This window comes from Rhizobium sp. GW821-FHT14E12, from assembly GCF_058803745.1.
The window spans coordinates 1,031,151-1,044,924 of the sequence record NZ_JBXAPH010000001.1 but is presented as its reverse complement, the minus strand read 5'-3'; the positions used below and the strand labels follow the sequence as shown (position 1 = coordinate 1,044,924).

Below are 13,774 nucleotides of genomic sequence, written 5' to 3'. Positions count from 1 at the left end.
GTACATAAAGTCCCGCAGGGCACGCTCACGCGGCGGCCGGAAGGTGAAAGCTGATGCGCATTTGGTCCTATTCGCCGCCAAAGTCAAGGGGTACGGCCGAAAGCTTGTTCGCAAGCGCAATAAAAACGCCGCCGGAAGGCCGGCGGCGTCAACAGGTTAATGGATTGGCAGGTTGGACCTAACGGCAGACCTCGACACGAAACGGCTGGCCCCAGCGGTCGTGGCGCCATGACCAGTAGCAGCCATGGTATGGACGCTCGTAGACCCGCTCATAGACCGGACCGTCGTAATAGGCCGGGTAGGTGCGGTAGTAGGTCGGATAAGCCGGGTAAACCGGACGGGCCGCCTCCGCTACAAGGGCGCCGCCGACAAGGCCGGCAGCAAGGCCGCCGAAGATTGCGCCGCGCTCGGAAGCGGCGGCAGTTGTGGTCGTTGCGGCGGCTGCGCTGCCGAGTGTCAGCGCTATGAGGCCCGCCGTGGTTACAGTGCGAAGCACAGACATTGAAATTCCTTTCCCAAACAAAAGGCCTCCCAGCCGAAGCCGAGGTTGAAATTGGGTGGGAAACAGGGCGAAGTCGCGGCCAAACGGACGCCCGCCACATTAAATTTTGTTCATGCAGGGCGTATGGAGCTTGTTGATTTCGCTCTAGAAATCAGTCGGCACGCCGCCTTCTTGCTTGCGCCTTGCCACAAAGGTATCGAGCTCCTCCTCGATCGCCGGATCGAGCGGTGGGCGCTCATAACGGGCAAGCGTTTCCTTGAAGATGCGGTTGGCGTGATCATAGGTTGTGGGACGGCCGGCTTCCGTCCAGGTCTCGTAATTTCGCCAGTCGGAGAGGATCGGCGAGTAGAAGGCGGTCTCGTAGCGGGCGAGCGTATGCGCGGTACCGAAATAGTGCCCGCCGGGGCCGACATCACGCACGGCGTCGAGCGCCAGGGCGTCCTGGCTGACATCCAGCGGCGTCAGGAATTCAGCGACCATTTGCAGCATGTCGACATCGAGAATGAATTTCTCGAAGGAGGCGGTCAGGCCGCCTTCGCTCCAGCCGGCGGCGTGTAGCACGAAATTGCCGCCGCCCTGGGTCAGCGCCCACAGCGACAGCGCCGACTCGTAGGCCGCCTGTGCGTCCAGCGTATTCGAGGCGTTGGTGTTGGAAGTGCGATAGGGGATGCCGTAGCGGCGGGCGAGCTGGCCGCCCGCGATCACGGCCTTCATATATTCCGGGGTACCGAAAGCGGGCGCGCCCGTCTTCATGTCGACATTCGAGGTGAAGCCGCCATACATGACCGGCGCTCCCTTGCGCACCATCTGGCTGAACGCGATGCCGCAGAGCGCTTCGGCATTCTGCTGCACCAGCGCGCCGGCAATGGTCACCGGCGCCATGGCGCCCGCCAGCGTGAAGGGCGTGATGACCACGACCTGACCGCGCGACGACATCTCGATGATGCCTTGCAGCATCGGCCCGTCGAGGCGTAGCGGGGAGGAGGAGTTGATGATGGTGAAGAGCGATGGCTCGCGCTCCATCTGCTCCATACTGATGCCACGGCCGATGCGGGCGATCTCGATGGCGTCGAGATTGCGCTGCTTGCCCAGGGAATAGCAATGAAACGCCTTGTCGGTCAGCTTGACGATGTCGGAGAGGCAGTCGAGATGGCGCACCGAGGCGTGGATATCGATGGGCTCGACGGGATAGCCGCCCGTCATGTGGATGATGTCATAGGATTGAGCAAGCTTGATCAGCTTGCGAAAGTCCTCCTGATTGCCGGCCCGCCTGCCGCCTTCGCGATCGGCGACGAAGGGTGCGGAGGCGACCTGGGCAAAGACGAGGTTCTTGCCGCCGATTTCTACGTTTCTGAGCGGATTGCGGGCATGCAGCGTGAAGGTCGAGGGGACGGAGGCGATCAGTTCCATGATCATGCCGCGATCGAAGCGGACGCGCTCGGTGCCGGGCGTGACGTCTGCGCCGGCTGCCTTCATGCGCTCGCGCGCTTCCGGCAGGATGATGTCCATGCCGATCTCTTCGAGAATGGTCAGCGACGCCTCGTGAATGTCGTCCAGCGTCTCCGGCGACAGAAGCTCGGTGCGCGCGAGATTGTTGACGAGATTGAGGTACTTCGAACCGCTCGGTTTACGGCTGCGTTCAGCGCCGCGGCCACCGGTCCGGCGGCGGCGCTCGGCCGGCACCGCTGCTGTATCGGTCTCGCGCAAGGCCGTTGTTGCATCGTCGCTCATCGCTCTTTCTCCGCCATTGTCCCAATGTGATTCTTGGCAGAGTTCAACGTCGGATGCTGCCGTCGTTTGCGACCAGGGAGTGACCGTTTTGGGATATTCAGTGGCCTGAACGCGACGTTTGGGGTGGCGAAATATGGTTAACGGCTTGTTAAAGCGCTTTGTGATACAGCCTTGGTTCAGTAAACTATCGTGAGCGGTGAGAAGAGGGGCGCTGTTGAACTCGGACGGTGAACTGCTGGAGTTGGCCTGCCGCCGGATCGCCGATCTGGATCAGCCGGCTTATGTCAAGAACAGCGATCTGCGCTATGTCGCCGTCAATCAGGCCTATGCGCGGTTTTTCCGGCGCGATATCTCCGATTTCATTGGTAATCGCAGCCGCGATCTCTTCGATAGCGGCGAGGAAGTCGACCGGGAGGACAAGGAGCGCCGGTCGCTGGTGTTCGGTTCCGAGGAGACGGCGCTGTGCTTCGATCCGGCCGGCCATGTCCGGTCTCGGGTGCAGATCGAAAGCTTCTCGCCATCCGAGGACCGCCTCTATGTCTTCGGCATATTTCTCGATGCGTCGCCCGTGCCTTCGGTTTCGTCCTCCGAGACGCGTGACGACGGCGCTCTAGGTGGAGACGTCGACGAGACCGGGCTTTATCGCACCATTCTCGAGGATCTGCCGGTTGCCTCCTTCGTGCGCGACGCCAATCATCGGCTGATCTATTCCAACGAGGCCTATGCGGCGATTACGGGGCTCAGCCGAGCCGAGGTGCTGGGCAAGACCGAACATGAGATGTTCGAAACCGGTGCCGATGATTATTTTGTCGAAAACGAGCAAGTGCTGAACGAGGGGCAAGGGCTCGCCTTCGAGGGGCAGGTGGTCGATCGGCAGCATGTACCGCATCCGATCATGACGCGCATCAACCGTGTCGTCACCTCGGATGGCAAGCGATATGTCGTTGGTTCCATGAACGATATTTCCGTATTGAAGCTGCGCGAGACGCAGTTGATCGAGGCGCAGGCGCGCGCCGAGGCGTTGCATCAGGATCTCGGAAGTATCCTCCGTTCCATGCCGATCGGCGTGATGATCCACGATAGCGATCGCAACGTCGAATATACCAATGATGCCTTTTATGACATCTGGGATTTCTCCAAGGACGAGCGCTTCGAGGGCCGGCCTGTTCGCGATCTCATCGTCAAGCATTTCGAACTTGGCCGTTACGGCGCCGATGCCGGCGATATCGACGATATCTACCAGGCCCGCATGGAGGCTTCCCGCAATGCCGGGCCAAATCTCCAGACCGAGATGAGCTATGCCGACGGCAAATCCGTGATCATGGATACGCGCCGCATTTCGAACGGCCGCACGCTCGTCACCTATGCCGACATTTCCTCCGTGCGCCAGCAGGAGCGAGAGATCAGCGAGGCGCATCTTGCGCTGGAACGTCTCGGCGATCTGATGACGGACGCGACGCATGCGATGTCGCAAGGGCTGCTGATCTTGCAGGACGGCATCATCATGCTGGCGAACGACGCGCTGACGGACATGCTGCTCGTTCCGGCGGATTGTCTGGCGGTCGGCAAGCACTGGTCCGCCGCCTTTGATCATTGTGCTGCCCGCGGCGATTTCGGCGCCGATCCTGAGTCCTTGCGATCTGTCTGGCGCGAAAATATGGCGGCGGACAAACCGGTGTCTATGATCTTCCGGGTGGCTGGTGAGCGTTGGGTACAGCTCGAAGCGGCGATGAGCGAGAGCCGTCGCTGGACCGTTGTGCTGACCGACGTCACTGAGATGAAAAAGCGCGAGGCGGAACTACAGCTGCTGTTGGCCCGCAGTGAAGCGGCCGACCGGGCCAAATCCGAATTCCTCGCCAATATGAGCCATGAAATCCGTACGCCGATGAACGGCGTTCTCGGCATGGCGGAATTGCTGGCCAAGACCGATCTCGATGCTCGGCAGAAGACTTTCATCGACATCATCGTCAAGTCGGGCAATGCGCTTCTGACGATCATCAACGATATCCTCGATTTCTCCAAGATCGATGCCGGCCAGATGCGCCTGCGCAAGGCCGCCTTCGATCCGGCCGAGGCGGTGGAGGATGTCGCGACGCTCCTGTCGTCGCCGGCGGCGGAAAAAGACATCGAGCTCCTGGTGCGCGCCACGCCCGAGGTGCCGGCCATGGTGCTGGGCGATGCCGGCCGCTTCCGCCAGATCGTGACCAACCTGCTTGGCAATGCGATCAAGTTCACCGAGCGCGGCCATGTGCTGGTCGAAGTGGATAGCCAGCCGATCGACAATGGCGAGATCATGCTGACGCTTCGCGTCGAGGATACCGGCCTTGGTATTTCCAGGGAGAAGCTCGATTCCATTTTCGAGAAATTCTCGCAGGTCGACGCCTCCACCACGCGCCGCCATGAAGGCACCGGTCTCGGTCTTGCGATCACCGCCGGGCTGGTCGATCTCTTTGGCGGCTATCTCGAAGTCGACAGCGAATGGGGCAAGGGCTCGACCTTCACCGTACATCTGCCCATGCCGCCGGTAGCGGCGCGCAGCGAACCGCGCACGGTGCCGGTCAATGTCAAGGGCGCGCGCATTCTTGTTGTCGACGACAATGACATCAACCGGCGGATATTGAGCGAGCAATTGCAGCAGTGGGGCTTTGACGGCTATGCCGCTGAGGACGGCAAGACGGGGCTCGCCATTCTCCGCGCTGCTTCCGAGATGGGTATGCCGGTCGATGCCGTGATCCTTGACTACCATATGCCGGACATGAATGGCGATGAGGTGGCGCGCACCATTCGCGCCGACGCGCGCTTCGAAGCTCTATCGTTGATTTTCCTGACATCCATGGATGTGGTCGGCAGCGACAAGGAATTCGCGGCGCTGAACGGTCAGGCACATCTGATGAAGCCCGTTCGCGCCAATGTGCTGCGTGGCACCATCATCGATGTCATACGCATGGCGCGCAGGCAACAGATGACCGGTTATGCGACCGCGGTCGCCTCGCAATTGCCGATAGAGGCTGAAGCGGAAGCCGCCATTCAGGCCGTCGAGCAGGAGGTGTCAGCAAGACCCGTCAGCGCCATCGATGTTCTCGTCGCCGAGGACAATGAAGTCAACCAGATCGTCTTCACGCAGATCCTGCAGGTTACGGGCCTGCGCTTCCTCGTGGTCCAGAATGGCCAGGAGGCGGTGGACGCCTGGCTCAAGCTGCGGCCGTCGCTAATCATGATGGATGTCTCCATGCCGGTCATGAACGGCCATCAGGCGGCGCGCACGATCCGGCAGCTGGAGGCGGAAGCCGGGTTGGGATGCCATGTGCCGATCGTCGGCGTCACCGCCCATGCGCTCGATGTCGATCGCGACATGTGCCTGGAGGCCGGCATGGATGATTACATGTCGAAGCCGATCAGCCCCGAACTCCTTGAAGCCAAGGTTCGCCGTTGGCTCGGCGACGAAGCGCTTCAGACCGAGCGTTCCCACAACTAAGCCTGTTTGATCCCGCAGAGCATTTCGCGCTTGCCGGCAAAGCCCTTGCGTCGCTCGACCGCAAAACCTGCCGCTTGCAGGTTACGGCGCACGAAGCCGGCGGCGGCATAGGTGGCGAAGGTGCCACCGGAGGCGGTCTTGTCATAAAGACGCTGCATCAATTCCGGCGACCACATCTCGGCGTTTCGCGACGGCGCGAAGCCGTCGAGATACCAGGCGTCGAAGCCTGCGTTTGCCTGGTTCACGCCGTCCATTGCCGGGCCGCAAACGACGCTGAGGCGAGTGCGGGCATCAAGGGCAAGCGTGACGATGCCATGTGGTTCTTCCGGCCAGGCGGCGACAAGTCCCTGACGTTCGGCATCGATCTCCGGCCAGCGCGATAGCGCACGGTCGATCTCCTCGGCGCGCATCGGGTAGAGTTCGAAGGACATGAAATGCAGTTGCGAATCCGGCTCGCCGTGTTGCTTCCATTGCCGCCAGGTCTCGCAGAAGTTCAGGCCGGTGCCGAAGCCGAGCTCGCCGATCAAAAAGGTCTGCTGCTCATTCCAGCGCGCGGGCAGGCCGTTGCCGTCGAGGAAGACGTGGCTGCATTCCAGCCGGCCGTCGGTCTGGCAATAAAAATGGTCGCCAAAGGCGGTCGAATAGGGCATATCGCCGTCGCGCCATTCGAGCTCTTGGCTCACTGCAGTGGTCTCGGCCGCGTGCGTCCGATCGGAAACTGGATCTGTCATGGGAAAAGCCGATAATCCTCCGGGGCCTGCCGGTCAATCATCCGTTGAGCTTCTGATCGTCGGCGGCGGCATCATGGGCCTGTGGGCGGCTGTACATGCGGAGCGGCTGGGCATCGAGACGCTGCTCGTCGACAGTGCCGGGCTGGGAAGCGGAGCAAGCGGCGGCCTGCTTGGCGCGCTGATGCCGCATATGCCCGACAAATGGTCCGAGAAGAAGCAGTTCCAGTTCGATGCGCTGGTGGCTCTGGAGAGTGATGTTGCGGCGCTGGAAGCGGCAACCGGGCTTTCCGCCGGATATCGTCGTTCCGGCCGGCTCATTCCTCTGCCGAAACCGCACTTGCGTAAGATTGCGCTCGGCCACTCACAGGATGCGGAAACGCATTGGCACCATGGCGAGCGGGGGTTTCATTGGCAGGTGCTGGACGCCGTGCCTGTCGATGGCTGGATCGATCCAGCCGCCGGGACCAGCGGATTTGTCTTCGACACGCTCGCTGCCCGTGTCTCGCCCCGTGCGCTGCTTGGTGTTCTCTCCGCGTTTCTCGGTAAGGCGAAACGTGTTCGGCTTGTTGAGGGAGTGGAAGTCGAGAGCATCGATCCGGAGGGAGGCGTTGCGACGACCCGCGAGGGGCCTATTCATTTCGGCCGCTGCATTCTTTCCGCCGGTCATCAGTCCTTTCCGATACTCGATGGCTTGACGCTTGGCCGCCATTCCAAGCTCGGCCAACCGGTCAAGGGGCAGGCGGCTTTGTTGAAGGCGGATATCGATGCCTGCCTGCCGGTGATCTTTCGCGATGGGCTCTATATCGTTCCGCATGAAGGCGGGCTGGTCGCGGTCGGAAGCACCAGTGAGAACCGTTTCGACGATCCGACGTCGACGGACAGCCAGTTGGACACTCTGCTCGCCGCCGCCCGAGCGATGGCGCCGGTTCTTGCCGATGCAGAGGTGGTCGAGCGCTGGGCCGGTTTGCGGCCGAAGGCGATCGATCGCGACCCAATGGTGGGGACACATCCGGATCATCCGCGTCTGATCGCGCTGACCGGCGGTTTCAAGGTCAGCTTCGGCCTGGCTCATCGTCTGGCCGAGGCGGCCGTTCGGGAGGCCGCAGAGATTCCGTGTTCTTTCAAGCTGCCGCAGGGCTTTGCGCTTTTGAACCATATTGTAGCTGCATCACATAAAACGTGAACGTAAGCTGCGTTCAGGTCGTCAATCTGTCACGCAAATCACCTATCTCCTTGCTCATCGGCAACCGAGTGGATCAGCCGGTTTATCGCCCTCCGGAGGAGATTTTATGCGCTACGCCATTTGCTTCACGCCGTCCGCGAGCGATCCGCTGACGCTCGTGGCCGCGAATTGGCTCGGCCGCAATGTCTATTCCGGCGAGATGGTCGATCCGCCGGCTACCCGCGGGCTAGGTATTCACGAAATCGCCTTCCATACCGCCGTGCCACGCCGCTACGGCTTCAATGGTACGTTGAAATCGCCGTTTCGCCTGGCCGAGGATATGTCCGAGGCGGGGCTGTTGCGCGATCTCATGCGCTTTTCCGGGACGCTTACACCCTTCGAGATTCCGCGGCTGGAGGTCGCGCGTCTCGGCAGCGCGTTTGGCCTGGTGCCGTCGGTGCCCTGCCAGAAAATGCACTTCCTCGCCGCATCGGTGATCCAGGCATTCGATCATTACCGCGCGCCGCTGACCGAGGCGGAAATCGAACGCAGCGACCCGGACGGTCTCTCGGCCACGCAATTCGCCAATCTGCATCGCTGGGGCCACCCGCATGTCATGGACGAATTCCGCTTCCATATGATGCTGACGGGTACGGTCAATCCCACAGATACCGCGCGCATGGAGCAGGTCTTGCGCGATGTCTTCGAGCCGGTGCTTGCCGAGCCGGTGCCGGTGTCGAACATCGCGCTGATGATGGAAGAAGGCATGGGCGGGCCGTTCCGCGTGCACTCCCTGCATCCGATGGGCAAGATCAGCGCCCGCAAAATCGCCTAGGGATTTATTCCTGAAGGGAAAGTGAGTTTCTCACTTTCCGTCTCGACTTTCCGGCCGTGGATGCTACCGTCTCCGCATATTCGAGAAGGTGCTTTCATGTCTGATATTTATCCCCGCAATCTCGTCGGCTACGGCCGCAACACGCCCGATCCGAAGTGGCCCGGTGATGCCCGCGTCGCGGTGCAATTCGTAATCAATTATGAAGAGGGCGGGGAAAGCAGCATTCTCGACGGTGATCCGGCTTCGGAGAACCTGCTGTCGGAAATCGTCGGCGCGGCTGCCTGGCCGAACCAGCGCAATCTCAACATGGAATCGATCTATGAATATGGCTCGCGCGCCGGTTTCTGGCGGCTGTGGCGCATGTTCACCGAGCTCAAGGTTCAGGCGACCGTCTATGGTGTGACGCTCGCCATGGCGCGCAATCCCGAAGCCGTCGCCGCCATGAAGGAAGCCGGTTGGGAGATCGCCAGCCACGGCTATCGCTGGCTGGAATACAAGGACTTTCCCGAGGATCTGGAGCGCAAGCACATTCTTGAAGCCGTGCGCCTGCATACCGAACTGACCGGCGAGCGACCCTACGGCATGTACCAGGGCAAGCCTTCGGACAATACGTTGCGGCTGGTGCAGGAAGAAGGCGGCTTCCTCTATTCCTCGGATTCCTATGCCGACGATCTGCCCTATTGGGTCGATGGTCTCGACGGCAAGCCATTCTTGATCATCCCCTACACGCTCGAAACCAACGATATGCGCTTCGCCACGCCGCAGGGCTTCAATTCCGGCGATCAGTTTTTCACCTATCTCAAGGATGCCTTCGACACGCTCTATGAAGAGGGCAGGCAGGGCAGCCCGAAGATGATGTCGATCGGCCTGCATTGCCGTCTGGTCGGCCGGCCGGGTCGCGCGGCGGCGCTCAGGCGTTTCATCGAATACGTGCTGAAGCACGACAAGGTCTGGGTGCCCAGGCGCATCGATATTGCCAATCATTGGTACGAGAATCACCGTCCCACGGGCGCGCTCTGAGATGGTGTCGCGTGACGAATTCGTGAGCCGTTTCGGCGGTGTCTTCGAGCACTCGCCGTTCATCGCCCAGCGTGCCTATGACGCCGGCACTATTGCCGAGCCGTTGACATCGGGCGGCGTGCATGCCGCTTTGGCCGTTATTTTCCGCGCCGCCAGCGCTGACGAGCGGCTTGGCGTCCTGCGGGCACATCCCGATCTCGCCGGCCGGCTGGCGATTGCTGGTGAGCTCACCGAGGACAGCCGCAAGGAGCAGGCGGGGGCGGGGCTCGACCGGCTGAGCCCGAAGGAGCATGCCCGCTTCACCGAACTCAACACGGCCTACGTGACGAAATTCGGCTTTCCCTTTATTATTGCGGTCAAGGGCCTCGGCAAGGACGACATTCTTGCCGCCTTCGAAACGCGGATCGGCAATGACCGGGACGCGGAATTTACAACCGCAACGGCGCAGGTGGAGAAGATCGCCCTGCTGCGCCTGCAATCCATGCTTCCGGACGAAGGTGTGTGATGCGGCTCCGGCTTTTCGGCGACAAGGCCTAGGTATGAGCACGCAGAGCCCTGTCGATTATCTGGATCGCATGCAGAAGGCCGCCGACGAGGCGCGTCTTTTCGTTCAAGGCATGGATGGGGTTGCGTTTGCTGGAAACAAGCTTGTGCAATCCGCGGTCGCCTACAGCCTTTGCGTCATTGGTGCGGCGGCGGCCGAGTTGCAGGAAAAACATCCGGAATTCGAGACCGAGCATCCGGATGTGCATTGGACCGAGCTGGGGGACATGGGTGAGCGGCTGTTGTCCGACGAAGCTTCGATGGATGTCGAGGATCTCTGGACTGCCGTTGCGCACACGGTCCCGGAATTGCTATCCCAACTCGAAGCGATCCGCCACTGGCGGGCAGAAGGTGAATGACCACAATGACAAAAACGCTCGAAATTCATCCTCTGACAAAGGCTGCTTTCGCGCCATTCGGGGATGTGATCGAGGCCGATCCGGCGACGATGCGGTTCATCAATGGCGGTACCACGGAGCGGTTTCATGCGCTTTCCAGCGCCGAGGCCCTTGGCGACGGCGCACGGGTGATCCTGAACCTCTTTCGTGGTCAGCCGAGAGCTTTTCCCTATGCGATCGAGATGATGGAGCGCCATCCCTTCGGTAGCCAGAGCTTCGTGCCGCTCAACGGCCGTCCGTTCCTTGTGGTCGTTTCAAAGGATGAAGATGGCAGGCCTGACAGGCCGCAGGTCTTTCTGGCGCGCGGCGACCAGGGCGTGAACTATCGTGCCAATGTTTGGCACTATCCGCTGATGGCTCTCGGCGAGCCGAGTGATTTCCTTATTGTCGATCGCGACGGGCCGGGGAACAATCTGGTGGAATTCTTCTTCGACACCCCCTTCATCATCGGAGCGCCGACCCTGTGACCGGACTGACCACCCATGTGCTCGACACTGCCCTCGGCAAGCCGGCCGAAGGTCTGGTGATCGATCTCTTCAGGATTGACGGCGAGGCGCGGACGCATCTGAAGACCGTGACGACCAATGCCGACGGGCGCGTCGATGGCGGGCCGATCCTGATAGCTGACAGCTTCCTTGCCGGCACCTATGAGCTGCTCTTCCACGCGGGTGATTATCTGCGCGCGAGCGGAGCCAAGCTGCCCGATCCGGCATTCCTCGATCTCGTGCCGATCCGTTTCGGAATTGCCGACACGACGGCGCATTATCATGTGCCGCTGCTGATTTCGCCCTATGGCTATTCCACCTATCGCGGGAGCTGAGTTTTGCGCTTTGCTGTCATTGCGGACATCCACGGCAATCATCTGGCGCTGGAGGCGGTACTTGCCGATATCCGCGCGCAGGGCATCGAGGACATCGTCAATCTCGGTGATTGCTTCAGCGGGCCGCTGACCGCCGGCAAGACGGCTGATATTTTGCTGGCGCTCGATGCCGTGACAGTTCGTGGCAATCACGATCGTTATTTGATTGAACAGGCGCCAGAGGCGATGCACATTTCGGACAGGGCCGCTTATACGGACTTGTCTGCGCATCATCTCGATTGGCTGCGAAGCCTGCCCTTCAGCACGATTTATAAGGGCGAAGCCTATCTCTGCCATGCCACGCCGGTAAACGACAACATCTACTGGCTCGAAACCGTCTCGCCGGACGGTAAAGTTCATCTCAAGCCGCTCGAAGAGATCGAAGCCTTCGCCGGCGGCATTGATTTTCCGCTGATCCTGTGCGGCCATAGCCATATCCCACGCGCCGTCCGCCTTTCCGACAGACGCCTGATCGTCAATCCCGGCAGCGTCGGCTGTCCGGCCTATGACGATGATCTCCCTTATTATCACAAGGTCGAAGCAGGCCATCCTTTTGCGTCCTACGCCATCATGGAAAAGGTTGGCGGCATCTGGGTGCCGACCTTCCGGCAGGTGGTTTACGATCATCAAGTGATGGCCGAATTCGCCACCCAAGCCGGTCGTGCCGACTGGGCGAGTGGGCTGGCGACGGGCTGGTTAAGGTAAGCAGGATTCTTGACTTCCTCGGAGACTTGTACCATTTATTGTACAAGTGTAATGCCAAGGAGCCAGAGCCATGCGAACCGTCATGTTTTCAACGGCCCGAAATGAGCTTGCGAGCTTGCTCGATGAGGTCTCACAGGATCGTGTTGCCGTGGAGATCGTTCGCCGCGACAAGCCATCGGCTATTCTGATCGACAAGGATGAGTATGAGGGCATGATGGAGACGCTACATGTCCTATCAACGCCAGCCAATGCGGCACGGTTGATGGAGGCGCTCGCCGATGTCGACAATGGAAGGAACTTGTCTCCCACGATCTGATTGATCCGAAGTAAGCCCGTCATGCTACTTGTCTGGCATGCACATGGTTGGGACGATTATCTCTATTGGCAGGAAAATGACCGCAAGATTGTCATCAGGATAAACGAGCTTTTGCGGGATGCATTGCGCCATCCCTTTGAAGGGCTTGGTAAACCGGAGCCCTTACGCAATCAACTAAAGGGCCTGTGGTCACGCAGGGTCACGCAAGAGCATCGGTTGATCTACAGGGTCGAAGGCGAAGGGGAGCGGCAAATGCTGATCGTCCTTCAATGCCGCTTCCACTATTGAATTTCCGCGATAATCCCCCGGTCCACCGCCCTGATGTCGCGCTTGCCGCAGAATGCCATGGAGAGATCGAGCTCCTTGCGGATGATCTCCAGCGCCAGCGTCACGCCGTCCTTGCCCATGGCGCCGAGGCCATAGAGGAAGGGGCGGCCGATATAGGTGCCCTTGGCGCCGAGTGCCACGGCGCGCAGCACATCCTGACCGGAGCGGATGCCGCCGTCGATATGGACTTCGATCTTGTCGCCAACCGCATCGACGATCTTGGGCAGCATGCTGATGGTGGAGGGAGCGCCATCGAGCTGACGGCCACCATGGTTGGAGATGATGATCGCGTCCGCGCCGGTGTCGACAGCCGCCTTGGCGTCATCCACGTCGAGAATGCCCTTGATGATCAGCGGCCCGCCCCAATATTCCTTGATCCAGGCGACATCGCTCCAGGACAGCCGCTGGTCAAACTGCCCGGTCGTCCAGTTCGAAAGCGATTTAACGTCGTTCACGCCCTTGGCGTGGCCGATGATGTTGCCAAAGGAATGCCGCTTGGTCTGCAGCATCTGCCAGCACCATGAGGGCCTGGTTGCCACCTGCCACACATGTTTCGGCGAGAATTTCGGTGGCGCCGACAGGCCGTTGCGGACGTCGTTGTGGCGCTGGCCGAGAATTTGCAGATCGGCCGTCAGGACCAGCGCCGAGCATTTTGCCGCTCTGGCGCGGTCGATCAGGCTCATCACGAAATCGCGGTCCTGCATCACATAGAGCTGGAACCAGAAGGGCTTTGTGGTCGCCGAGGCGACGTCCTCAATCGAGCAGATGCTCATGGTCGAAAGCGTGAAGGGAATGCCGAACTCTTCCGCGGCCCGCGCCGCCAGCATTTCGCCATCGGCATGCTGCATGCCGGTCATCCCCGTCGGCGCCAGCGCCACGGGCATCGACACCTTCTGGCCGATCATCGTGCTTTCCAGTGAGCGGTTGGTCATGTCGACGAGCACGCGCTGGCGCAGCTTGACCTTGCTGAAATCCGCTTCGTTGGCCTCATAGGTCGACTCGGTCCAGGAACCGGAATCGGCGTACTGGAAGAACATTTTCGGCACGCGCCGTTTAGCGAGCTGCTTCAGGTCGGCAATGGTGAGCGGCGCGGTCATGGCGGTCTGCCTTCTTGACGAAAACGGTATGGGGAGATTGGATCAGAACGGTTTGTTTCCGGATGTGAGACTT

General features: G+C 60.7%; 15 protein-coding genes. 11 read left to right on the top strand and 4 right to left on the bottom strand.

The window, feature by feature from the left end; translation table 11 throughout:
• Positions 1-178: 178 nt before the first annotated feature.
• On the bottom strand, positions 179-502 hold the full coding sequence (locus tag AC1RO0_RS05110) for a hypothetical protein (protein WP_498591821.1): 324 nt from the start codon (positions 500-502) through the stop codon (positions 179-181).
• Between the two features lie 144 nt (positions 503-646).
• Positions 647-2,233, bottom strand: a complete 1,587-nt coding sequence (locus AC1RO0_RS05105; protein WP_498591820.1) for a trimethylamine methyltransferase family protein — start codon at positions 2,231-2,233, stop codon at positions 647-649.
• Between the two features lie 214 nt (positions 2,234-2,447).
• Between AC1RO0_RS05105 and AC1RO0_RS05100 the strand changes: the two genes are divergently transcribed.
• A complete protein-coding gene (locus tag AC1RO0_RS05100) occupies positions 2,448-5,708 on the top strand; it encodes a response regulator (RefSeq protein ID WP_498591819.1) in 3,261 nt (1,086 codons plus the stop codon).
• Here AC1RO0_RS05100 and mnmC2 read toward each other — a convergent pair.
• A complete protein-coding gene (mnmC2, locus tag AC1RO0_RS05095) occupies positions 5,705-6,439 on the bottom strand; it encodes a tRNA (5-methylaminomethyl-2-thiouridine)(34)-methyltransferase MnmC2 (protein ID WP_498591818.1) in 735 nt (244 codons plus the stop codon). The two genes, AC1RO0_RS05100 and mnmC2, sit on opposite strands and share 4 nt — an antisense overlap.
• Here mnmC2 and AC1RO0_RS05090 point away from each other — a divergent pair.
• From AC1RO0_RS05090 to AC1RO0_RS05045, 10 genes are all read left to right on the top strand, one after another.
• Positions 6,438-7,622 (top strand): NAD(P)/FAD-dependent oxidoreductase, encoded by a 1,185-nt coding sequence (locus AC1RO0_RS05090; RefSeq protein ID WP_498591817.1) that lies wholly within the window; start codon positions 6,438-6,440, stop codon positions 7,620-7,622. The genes mnmC2 and AC1RO0_RS05090 overlap by 2 nt on opposite strands.
• Before the next feature lie 106 nt (positions 7,623-7,728).
• Positions 7,729-8,436, top strand: a complete 708-nt coding sequence (locus AC1RO0_RS05085) for a DUF1045 domain-containing protein (RefSeq protein ID WP_498591816.1) — start codon at positions 7,729-7,731, stop codon at positions 8,434-8,436.
• 96 nt (positions 8,437-8,532) lie between these two features.
• A complete protein-coding gene (gene puuE / locus AC1RO0_RS05080) occupies positions 8,533-9,456 on the top strand; it encodes an allantoinase PuuE (RefSeq protein ID WP_498591815.1) in 924 nt (307 codons plus the stop codon).
• Position 9,457: 1 nt separating this feature from the next.
• Complete coding sequence (gene uraD / locus AC1RO0_RS05075) at positions 9,458-9,961, top strand: 2-oxo-4-hydroxy-4-carboxy-5-ureidoimidazoline decarboxylase (RefSeq protein WP_498591814.1); 504 nt, start codon at positions 9,458-9,460, stop codon at positions 9,959-9,961.
• Between the two features lie 34 nt (positions 9,962-9,995).
• Positions 9,996-10,358 (top strand): HepT-like ribonuclease domain-containing protein, encoded by a 363-nt coding sequence (locus AC1RO0_RS05070; RefSeq protein WP_498591813.1) that lies wholly within the window; start codon positions 9,996-9,998, stop codon positions 10,356-10,358.
• Positions 10,359-10,363: 5 nt separating this feature from the next.
• On the top strand, positions 10,364-10,864 hold the full coding sequence (locus tag AC1RO0_RS05065; protein ID WP_498592383.1) for an ureidoglycolate lyase: 501 nt from the start codon (positions 10,364-10,366) through the stop codon (positions 10,862-10,864).
• Positions 10,861-11,217 (top strand): hydroxyisourate hydrolase, encoded by a 357-nt coding sequence (uraH, locus tag AC1RO0_RS05060; protein WP_498591812.1) that lies wholly within the window; start codon positions 10,861-10,863, stop codon positions 11,215-11,217. The genes AC1RO0_RS05065 and uraH overlap by 4 nt, the downstream gene beginning before the upstream one ends.
• Positions 11,218-11,220: 3 nt before the next feature.
• Complete coding sequence (locus AC1RO0_RS05055; RefSeq protein ID WP_498591811.1) at positions 11,221-11,961, top strand: metallophosphoesterase family protein; 741 nt, start codon at positions 11,221-11,223, stop codon at positions 11,959-11,961.
• A gap of 70 nt (positions 11,962-12,031) precedes the next feature.
• The gene (locus tag AC1RO0_RS05050; RefSeq protein WP_498591810.1) at positions 12,032-12,277 is read left to right on the top strand and encodes a type II toxin-antitoxin system Phd/YefM family antitoxin; all 246 of its coding nucleotides are present in this window, start codon (positions 12,032-12,034) and stop codon (positions 12,275-12,277) included.
• Between the two features lie 21 nt (positions 12,278-12,298).
• Entirely contained in the window at positions 12,299-12,565 is a 267-nt protein-coding gene (locus AC1RO0_RS05045; RefSeq protein ID WP_498591809.1) for a Txe/YoeB family addiction module toxin, read from the top strand.
• Here AC1RO0_RS05045 and AC1RO0_RS05040 read toward each other — a convergent pair.
• Positions 12,559-13,701, bottom strand: coding sequence for an alpha-hydroxy acid oxidase (locus tag AC1RO0_RS05040; RefSeq protein WP_498591808.1), 1,143 nt, complete (start codon positions 13,699-13,701; stop codon positions 12,559-12,561). The genes AC1RO0_RS05045 and AC1RO0_RS05040 overlap by 7 nt on opposite strands.
• Positions 13,702-13,774 lie beyond the last annotated feature (73 nt).

What these genes read in the sequence shown, in the direction of transcription:
- AC1RO0_RS05110 (WP_498591821.1), bottom strand. Translation starts at nt 502, where the DNA reads ATGTCTGTGCTTCGCACTGTAACCACGGCGGGCCTCATAGCGCTGACA.
- AC1RO0_RS05105 (WP_498591820.1), bottom strand. Translation starts at nt 2,233, where the DNA reads ATGAGCGACGATGCAACAACGGCCTTGCGCGAGACCGATACAGCAGCG.
- AC1RO0_RS05090 (WP_498591817.1), top strand. Translation starts at nt 6,438, where the DNA reads ATGGGAAAAGCCGATAATCCTCCGGGGCCTGCCGGTCAATCATCCGTT.
- mnmC2 (WP_498591818.1), bottom strand. Translation starts at nt 6,439, where the DNA reads ATGACAGATCCAGTTTCCGATCGGACGCACGCGGCCGAGACCACTGCA.
- AC1RO0_RS05085 (WP_498591816.1), top strand. Translation starts at nt 7,729, where the DNA reads ATGCGCTACGCCATTTGCTTCACGCCGTCCGCGAGCGATCCGCTGACG.
- puuE (WP_498591815.1), top strand. Translation starts at nt 8,533, where the DNA reads ATGTCTGATATTTATCCCCGCAATCTCGTCGGCTACGGCCGCAACACG.
- uraD (WP_498591814.1), top strand. Translation starts at nt 9,458, where the DNA reads ATGGTGTCGCGTGACGAATTCGTGAGCCGTTTCGGCGGTGTCTTCGAG.
- AC1RO0_RS05070 (WP_498591813.1), top strand. Translation starts at nt 9,996, where the DNA reads ATGAGCACGCAGAGCCCTGTCGATTATCTGGATCGCATGCAGAAGGCC.
- AC1RO0_RS05065 (WP_498592383.1), top strand. Translation starts at nt 10,364, where the DNA reads ATGACAAAAACGCTCGAAATTCATCCTCTGACAAAGGCTGCTTTCGCG.
- AC1RO0_RS05050 (WP_498591810.1), top strand. Translation starts at nt 12,032, where the DNA reads ATGCGAACCGTCATGTTTTCAACGGCCCGAAATGAGCTTGCGAGCTTG.
- AC1RO0_RS05045 (WP_498591809.1), top strand. Translation starts at nt 12,299, where the DNA reads ATGCTACTTGTCTGGCATGCACATGGTTGGGACGATTATCTCTATTGG.
- AC1RO0_RS05040 (WP_498591808.1), bottom strand. Translation starts at nt 13,701, where the DNA reads ATGACCGCGCCGCTCACCATTGCCGACCTGAAGCAGCTCGCTAAACGG.